The 7,043-nt window shown below is 36.8% G+C and carries 6 protein-coding genes; 5 read left to right on the top strand and 1 reads right to left on the bottom strand.

Going from position 1 to position 7,043, the window contains the following annotated elements; all coding sequences use genetic code 11:
* Positions 1 to 566: 566 nt before the first annotated feature.
* The 4 genes from HDE68_RS18980 to HDE68_RS18965 all read left to right on the top strand — a co-directional run bounded on the left by HDE68_RS18980 (position 567) and on the right by HDE68_RS18965 (position 6,320).
* On the top strand, positions 567 to 1,094 hold the full coding sequence (locus HDE68_RS18980) for an RNA polymerase sigma factor (protein ID WP_183883800.1): 528 nt from the start codon (positions 567 to 569) through the stop codon (positions 1,092 to 1,094).
* A 122-nt stretch (positions 1,095 to 1,216) separates the two neighbouring features.
* Positions 1,217 to 1,879, top strand: coding sequence for a DUF1345 domain-containing protein (locus HDE68_RS18975; protein ID WP_183883799.1), 663 nt, complete (start codon positions 1,217 to 1,219; stop codon positions 1,877 to 1,879).
* Positions 1,880 to 2,234: 355 nt separating this feature from the next.
* Entirely contained in the window at positions 2,235 to 5,567 is a 3,333-nt protein-coding gene (locus HDE68_RS18970; protein ID WP_183883798.1) for a TonB-dependent receptor, read from the top strand.
* A 123-nt stretch (positions 5,568 to 5,690) separates the two neighbouring features.
* Positions 5,691 to 6,320 (top strand): HAD family hydrolase, encoded by a 630-nt coding sequence (locus tag HDE68_RS18965; RefSeq protein WP_183883797.1) that lies wholly within the window; start codon positions 5,691 to 5,693, stop codon positions 6,318 to 6,320.
* Positions 6,321 to 6,418: 98 nt separating this feature from the next.
* Here HDE68_RS18965 and HDE68_RS18960 read toward each other — a convergent pair whose 3' ends face one another.
* A complete protein-coding gene (locus HDE68_RS18960; RefSeq protein WP_183883796.1) occupies positions 6,419 to 6,553 on the bottom strand; it encodes an alanyl-tRNA synthetase in 135 nt (44 codons plus the stop codon).
* 153 nt (positions 6,554 to 6,706) lie between these two features.
* Between HDE68_RS18960 and HDE68_RS18955 the strand changes: the two genes are divergently transcribed.
* On the top strand, positions 6,707 to 6,892 hold the full coding sequence (locus tag HDE68_RS18955) for a hypothetical protein (RefSeq protein WP_183883795.1): 186 nt from the start codon (positions 6,707 to 6,709) through the stop codon (positions 6,890 to 6,892).
* Positions 6,893 to 7,043 lie beyond the last annotated feature (151 nt).

Raw genomic sequence — 7,043 nt, 5'->3', positions numbered from 1 at the left:
GTTGTTTTTACTTGGACTTGCCATGCTCTTACGTTACTTTAACACTGCTCTTACCCTAACGAGTACCCGGACAGTACCCGGGCAGTACCCGGCCGGTATAGATTGATTATTTAGCTATTTTGAATCTATTTACTAACAGCACGGCCTTGTTTCGGCTTGAGCCATTCCCATGCAAATTGAAAGCTTCCAGAGCCATAAGAGCATCCCTGACAGCAAAGACTTTCTGTTTAGCGTGTCAAAATTTATACTTAAAAAAGAGCCTGCTCCACAAGTTTATGACTTGATCCATTGTAATTCTTAATTTCTTACTGATTTGTTCGTTTAACGGCAATTTTCTGTAATATCATCAAGTTTGTTTAAGTATTATGGAAATATAACAGACAATATGTATTCTTTTTGGGACAGTAGTCTATTCTTGGATTTTGTGAAATAAACCACATATAGGTGTATTAATTTAAAAAATAATGGCGTAGCTCTATCGTCAGCCAAATGTCAGCTAAACAGAAGGTGGTTTTGGTATATGGTTTGCCATTGTGTTTATATAAAAACCGAAAAACATAAACACTATGAGTAGCAACGATTTTAATTTTCGCCTTTACAGTTACAAAGATTCTTTACAATCATTCGCTGTTTCTTTTACCAGAGATATGGAAGATGCAAATGATCTGGTACAAGATACGATGTTAAAAGCCATTAATTACTCCAGTCATTTTAAGGAGGGTACAAACTTTAAAGCATGGTTGTTTACTATAATGAAAAATACTTTCATTAATAACTATCGCAGAGCTACCAGAACTAATTTGATTATGACAGTGACTGATGAGATTACGTCTGAAAAATTACATTACAGCGCATCAGTAAATGATAGTGACGGAAAATTTGTGATGGAGGATATCTATAAAGCCCTGTCCAAGTTACAACCAGAATATTATACTCCTTTTCTTAAATATTTTGAGGGATTCAAATATCATGAAATTGCAGATCAATTGAATATCCCAATTGGAACTGTGAAAACAAGGATACATATTGCAAGACAATTGCTAAAAAAGAGTCTTAAAATGCATAGTGACAATTTTATGCATAAAACAGCTTAAGCTTAAATTGTACCTGTTTAAGCGAATTCATGAATAGCAAAATAAAAGCAGCAACACCCTTGCTGCTTTTATTTTTAATTTGATTACAATTGTGTATTCATTTTAAATTGTTTACCTCCTTTATGAAATTATCAAGGCTGGATGCTCATCATAAACTATATGCTTCACTTATAGTTGCCCTGCTTATTTTTATGTTATGTTATGGGAAAATGTCAGCTTCGACACAATTCATATTGGTATGGATTGGTTACGCGGTAACACAGCTGAGTCTTTCATGGGCAACGATTTTGCGTGTTCATCCTCTTGAAATGAAGGCAGTTTCAAAAGCACAGGATAATAACCGGACATTAATTTTTGTATTTGTGCTTGTAGCTGCACTTATGAGCCTTTTTGTAGTCGTTATTTTACTGAAATCTACGCAGCATCTTACCGGGAATGCACTCAGTTTGCATATACTACTATCAATAGGGGCTGTCATGTGTGCATGGGCACTGGTACATACGATATTTGTTTTCCGGTATGCACATCTTTATTATGAATTGAAAGAAAACTCCCCATCTAAATATAAAGAAGGATTGGAGTTTCCTGAAGAGAAAACTCCTGATTATCTTGATTTTACTTATTTTTCTTTTGTCATTGGAATGACTTTTCAAGTATCGGACGTTGAAATAAGTTCAAGAAGAATACGTCGTCTTGCTCTAATGCATAGTCTGGTGTCTTTTGCTTTTAATACGGTGATTGTTGCATTGAGTATAAATATTATTTCCGGACTGATGTCTAAATAATATCTTTTGAATTTCATAGAACCATTTGTACAGTTACTTGCCAACCCTTGGAATAAAAGATCACACGATGAATCACAAGAAAACAATTATTCATAAAAATTGAATATTGTTTTATCTGCTGAGCTTATAAAATTTAGAAAATCTCCGGAATCTGTTCCGGAGATTTTTTTTAGCTAAAAAATTGTCCTGAAGTAGTTAACCTGTTGTTAACCCTGGCTTAATGTGCGACATTTACCTTCGTTCTGCTTTTAATTCAGAAAGCTAAAACACTTAACTATTTGGAACTTGCATCAGCTCTGGAATACCTATAGCCAGGCATGAAAGGATGCAGGGTTCAAGTCAAAAAAACATCTTTATGAAAAAAACATTACTCTTATTACTAATGCTGATGACTACGGTCTGGGCAACACAGACTGCTTTTGCTCAGGGGGTCACTACGGCCTCTATTAACGGCGTTGTAACAGATGGAAAAGCTCCGGTACCAGGCGCAACAGTCGTACTAACACATATGCCCACAGGAACAGTTTATGCTGTTGAAACCCGGGGTAACGGACGTTATAATTTAATCAATGTTAAAATTGGCGGGCCTTATACACTGAAAATATCTTACATCGGTTTTAAACAGTATGTTCAGACGAATCTGACACTGTCTATTGGCCAGGATCAGGCGATCAACGTGAAAATGGATGATAGTTCAACTGACCTGAAAGAAGTGAAAGTTGTAGGGACGCAAGGTAAGGTCATGAACTCTTCTAGAACAGGGGCAAGAGAAACTATTACCAGGGCTCAGATTGATGCTTTACCTACAATCAACCGTTCTTTATCGGATTTTACTAAATTAACTCCTTCTGCAAGCTCAACCAGTGCCATGAGTTTTGGCGGCAGAAGCAGCACCTTTAATAATATAACTGTTGACGGTGCTTTGTTTAACAACTCTTTTGGCCTTTCCGGTACTTTGGGCGGACAAGCTAACTCACAGCCCATATCTCTGGATGCTATTGATCAGATCCAGGTCGATCTTGCCCCTTATGATGTACGCCAGGGATTTTTTACAGGAGCTGGTGTGAATACAGTAATTAAATCGGGTACAAATGATATTAAAGGGTCTGTTTACTATTATGGTCGTGGGACTGGGTTAACTGGATATAAAGCCGGTACCTCGGATGTGACTAAAGTTCCTTTTGATTACAATACAAGGGGTTTGAGTATTGGCGGGCCAATTATTAAAAACAAACTGTTCTTTTTTGTTTCTGGTGAACAGGAGCGTATCAGTAATCCGGGAACTACATTTATTGCTTCGAGGCCAGGGATAAGCGGAGGAACAGTTTCAAAAGCAAGTGCAGCAACTTTGGATGCTATTGCAAATGCTTTAAAATCCAGATATGGCTATGACCCCGGACCTTATGAAAACTATAGCTATAAAACACAGAGTGATAAGATCACAGTGAAATTAGATTGGAATATTGATAAAAACAACACTTTAAGTGCAAAGTATTTTTATCTTAAATCATCTAAAAATCAACCTCCTAATAGTACTGGTGGAATTATTAATGATAAAGTGGGAGCTGGATCAACGCGTGGTGCAGGACCTGGTTCTTTGCCGTTTTTTGGTGCTGGTTATACAATCAACAACAATTTCAATATCGGAATGCTGGAACTGAACAGTAAGATCAGTAATACGATCTCTAATAAATTAACTGTTGGCTATTCTGCTTTACGCGATTTCCGTGAACCCTTATCTTCTAAAAATATACCCATGGTGGATATTGATAATGGGGTAACTGACGAAACCGGTAAAATTATCACCGCTCCAAGTGGTGTTTTGACAAGTTTTGGATATGAACTCTATACCGCAGGTAATTTACTGAGTTCAAATATCGGTCAGCTTTCAGATGACCTGACAATTTTTGCAGGTAAACATGAAATTACAATAGGTACAAGTAACCAGTCTCAGAGTTTTGTGAACGGGTTTGCACCGAACTATAATGGTTTGTATACTTATAATTCTGCTTCTGATTTTATTAATAACCTTCCTGCTGCTGCTTATAACTACCGGAATGCCGCAAATGGTGGTGATCTGCCTTTGGTAAGGATTAAATCATATAACTTTAGTCTGTATGCGCAGGATAAATTCCGTGTAAGGGACAACTTTGTATTGACTTATGGCTTAAGAGCAGATTATAATTATTATCCTACTAAACTTGATCCCAACCCTAATGCTGCAGCTTTAACTTTTCAGCAGGGCATACAGGTTGACGTATCTAAATTACCAAAAAGCAGAATTCAGTTATCCCCCCGTGTAGGTTTTAACTGGGACGTTAATGGTGATCATACCACTCAGGTCCGTGGCGGTACAGGATTATTTGCTGGTTTAACACCGTTTGTCTGGATATCTAATCAAGCATCAAATACAGGTACTTTATTTAGCTCTGGTACAGTAAATGGTACTAAAACACCTAATGATCCACGTCTGATCTATAACCCGGATGTAAATGGTAACCGTCCTTCCGGCGCTGTTGCTGCAAATACTTCTTATGAACTGGATGTGACTGATCCTAATTTGAAATATCCGAAAATCTGGAGAACTAACCTGGCAATCGATCAGCAATTGCCATTTGGCATAATTGGTACACTTGAAGCATCTTATACTAAGGATATCAATGCTGTTTATCATCAGAACCTGGTCCTTTCCGATACTTATAATACTTTACCCGGGGTAGAAGGGCAGATTCGTTATACTTCCAATAACAGAACTTCGAATAACGGTTCCCCGGTAAGTGCTGCTAATCCAAATATAAGTGGTTTATATTACCTGACCAATACCAATAAAGGCTATTCTTATTTTGTTACCGCACAATTACAGAAAAGCTTCCTGAATGGATTTTATGCAAATATTGCCTATACACATACAGCTTCTAAAGATGTAAATGATGGCGGATCTACTGCCAGTATTATCTGGGCTGGCAGACCAACAAATGGTAACCCTAATGACCAGAGTCTATCGAATAGTACTTATGTTATGCCAAATCGCTTTATCGCCTCACTGGCTTATAGAAAAGAATACCATAAGAACTATGCAACGTCAGTAGGTTTATTTTTTGAGTCTGCTAATAATGGTGCTGTCTCTTATATCACCAGCGGTGACCCTAATAATGATGGTGCTGCAAATGATTTGATGTTTGTTCCTAAAAACAAAGGCGATATTAATTTAGTGGCCGATTTTGCAGGAGATACCAGAACGCCTGATCAGATCTGGAACCAACTGAATTCATTTATCAGTCAGGATAAATATCTAAGTCAGCACAGAGGTGAATTCACGAAGAGGAATGGAGTAATCCTGCCTTATTTCCAGCGTGCTGATCTGAATATTACCCAGGATTTCTTTGTGAAGTCTGGTAAAACAAGAAGCCAGAGAAATACCATAAGAGTTGAATTTAATATCATTAACCTTGGAAACTTCCTGAACCGTAACTGGGGACTATATGAGAATTCATTTAATGGATTTAATACAGGGTCGGTTGCTGTACTTAAATACCAGGGAACTGATCCTGTGACCGGCAAGGCAAATTATTCATTCCCTTACCTGGATAAGGATAATTTAATTCCGGTGACAAATTCTACGAAAGTAAATACCGACCAGATTTCCCGCTGGCAGGCACAAATAGGAGTAAGATATATCTTCAATTAAGTACTGATCTTTCTTCTTAAAAACAGGCTATCGTCAAAAGATAGCCTGTTTTTTTTTAAACCCTTGTTTTTGCGGGCAATTAACTAAGTTTACTTAAGTAAAATAAATGTTTAACATATCCTTATGGAAAATTCAGAACCTAAGATACTTTTCTTTGATATAGGTGGCGTATTGCTAACCAACGGCTGGGGACACGATTCCCGTAAACTTGCCGCAGAAAAATTCGGCCTTAATTATGATGAGCTGAATACCCTGCATAATTATATTTTTAATGTTTTCGAAATCGGGAATATTACGCTTGACGAATATCTGGACACGGTTATTTTTAATCATCCGAGAGATTTTACGAGAGAGGATTTTAAAGAATTTGTTTATTCCAGATCAAAAGAACTTCCTGGTTTACTGCAATGGATGAAGGAATGGAAAAGAGATTGTGGTTTCCGTGTGATTTCGATAAACAATGAAGGCAAAGAGCTGAATACCTACAGAGTGAAGAAATTTAAATTGCATGAATGTTTTGATGCTTTTATTTCTTCATGTGATGTAAAGATGCGTAAGCCAGATCCAAATATATTCTTGCTGGCATTAGGGATCGCACAGGCAAGACCTGAGCAGTGTTATTATTTTGATGACAGGATATTTCAGGTACAAACTGCAAAAAGTCTTGGAATGCATGCTTATCACCATACCAGTTTTGAGGAAACAAAGGCTATCCTTGAAAGGATAAAAGAAGAAATCGCTAAACCGCAATAATCGGACAGGGCCTGTTTGTGTAATATCCAATAAAGGTATTTCTTATATGATCAGCTAGATTTGAGGTGTCTGTACCGGGCACCTCATTCCTTGATCATTTATTTGACTGCCCAATACCCAACAGCCAGCCAGATCAATCCTTTCACCAGGAAGAATATAAATCCCCAGATGCCTATTTTACTGAGCCATTTTAGGAAGATGTCCTTTTTTGAGTCCTTTTTCTCCTTTTCCATGATGCCATAAAATTAAACAAAATCTTTAAAAAGAGTGAGAGTAAATTTTTTTTGACTCTTTTTTGTCATATAAACGTTTTAGTGGTTTTTTTATTCTTTTTGATAAACTTTATGGCATAACCGTTGTTCTTTAGTTGACAAATCACCATTATTATGAAAGATCAGATTAAAATTCAAACTACCAGCGGCAAGATTAATGAAGGAGGAGTTTTTATAGGAGATAAATTGCAACAACAGGGAAATGCTGCACCAGTTTCTTTTAAAACCATTGGAAATGTAAAAAGAACTATGCCTGCCGCAATGCAAAAGAAAATCAATCCAAGGCTTTTGATTTTGTAGTTGTTTTATTGATCTAAATATAGGTTCTCATATTATTTAATAGGGAAGGCAAAAAGGAGTTTCAAAAAAGGGGCTCCTTTTTTATTGGATAATGTTTCTAAATAGAAATGAGATTTCCCACTTTCCATTCAGACTTTTACTTTTGTCTCAA

Source organism: Pedobacter cryoconitis, from assembly GCF_014200605.1.
GTDB classification, from domain to species: Bacteria; Bacteroidota; Bacteroidia; order Sphingobacteriales; family Sphingobacteriaceae; genus Pedobacter; species Pedobacter cryoconitis_B.
The sequence above is the reverse complement of the archived record's forward strand: the minus strand, read 5'-3'. Positions and strand labels throughout refer to the sequence as shown.

What these genes read in the sequence shown, in the direction of transcription:
- HDE68_RS18970 (WP_183883798.1), top strand. Translation starts at nt 2,235, where the DNA reads ATGAAAAAAACATTACTCTTATTACTAATGCTGATGACTACGGTCTGG.
- HDE68_RS18955 (WP_183883795.1), top strand. Translation starts at nt 6,707, where the DNA reads ATGAAAGATCAGATTAAAATTCAAACTACCAGCGGCAAGATTAATGAA.
- HDE68_RS18960 (WP_183883796.1), bottom strand. Translation starts at nt 6,553, where the DNA reads ATGGAAAAGGAGAAAAAGGACTCAAAAAAGGACATCTTCCTAAAATGG.
- HDE68_RS18980 (WP_183883800.1), top strand. Translation starts at nt 567, where the DNA reads ATGAGTAGCAACGATTTTAATTTTCGCCTTTACAGTTACAAAGATTCT.
- HDE68_RS18965 (WP_183883797.1), top strand. Translation starts at nt 5,691, where the DNA reads ATGGAAAATTCAGAACCTAAGATACTTTTCTTTGATATAGGTGGCGTA.
- HDE68_RS18975 (WP_183883799.1), top strand. Translation starts at nt 1,217, where the DNA reads ATGAAATTATCAAGGCTGGATGCTCATCATAAACTATATGCTTCACTT.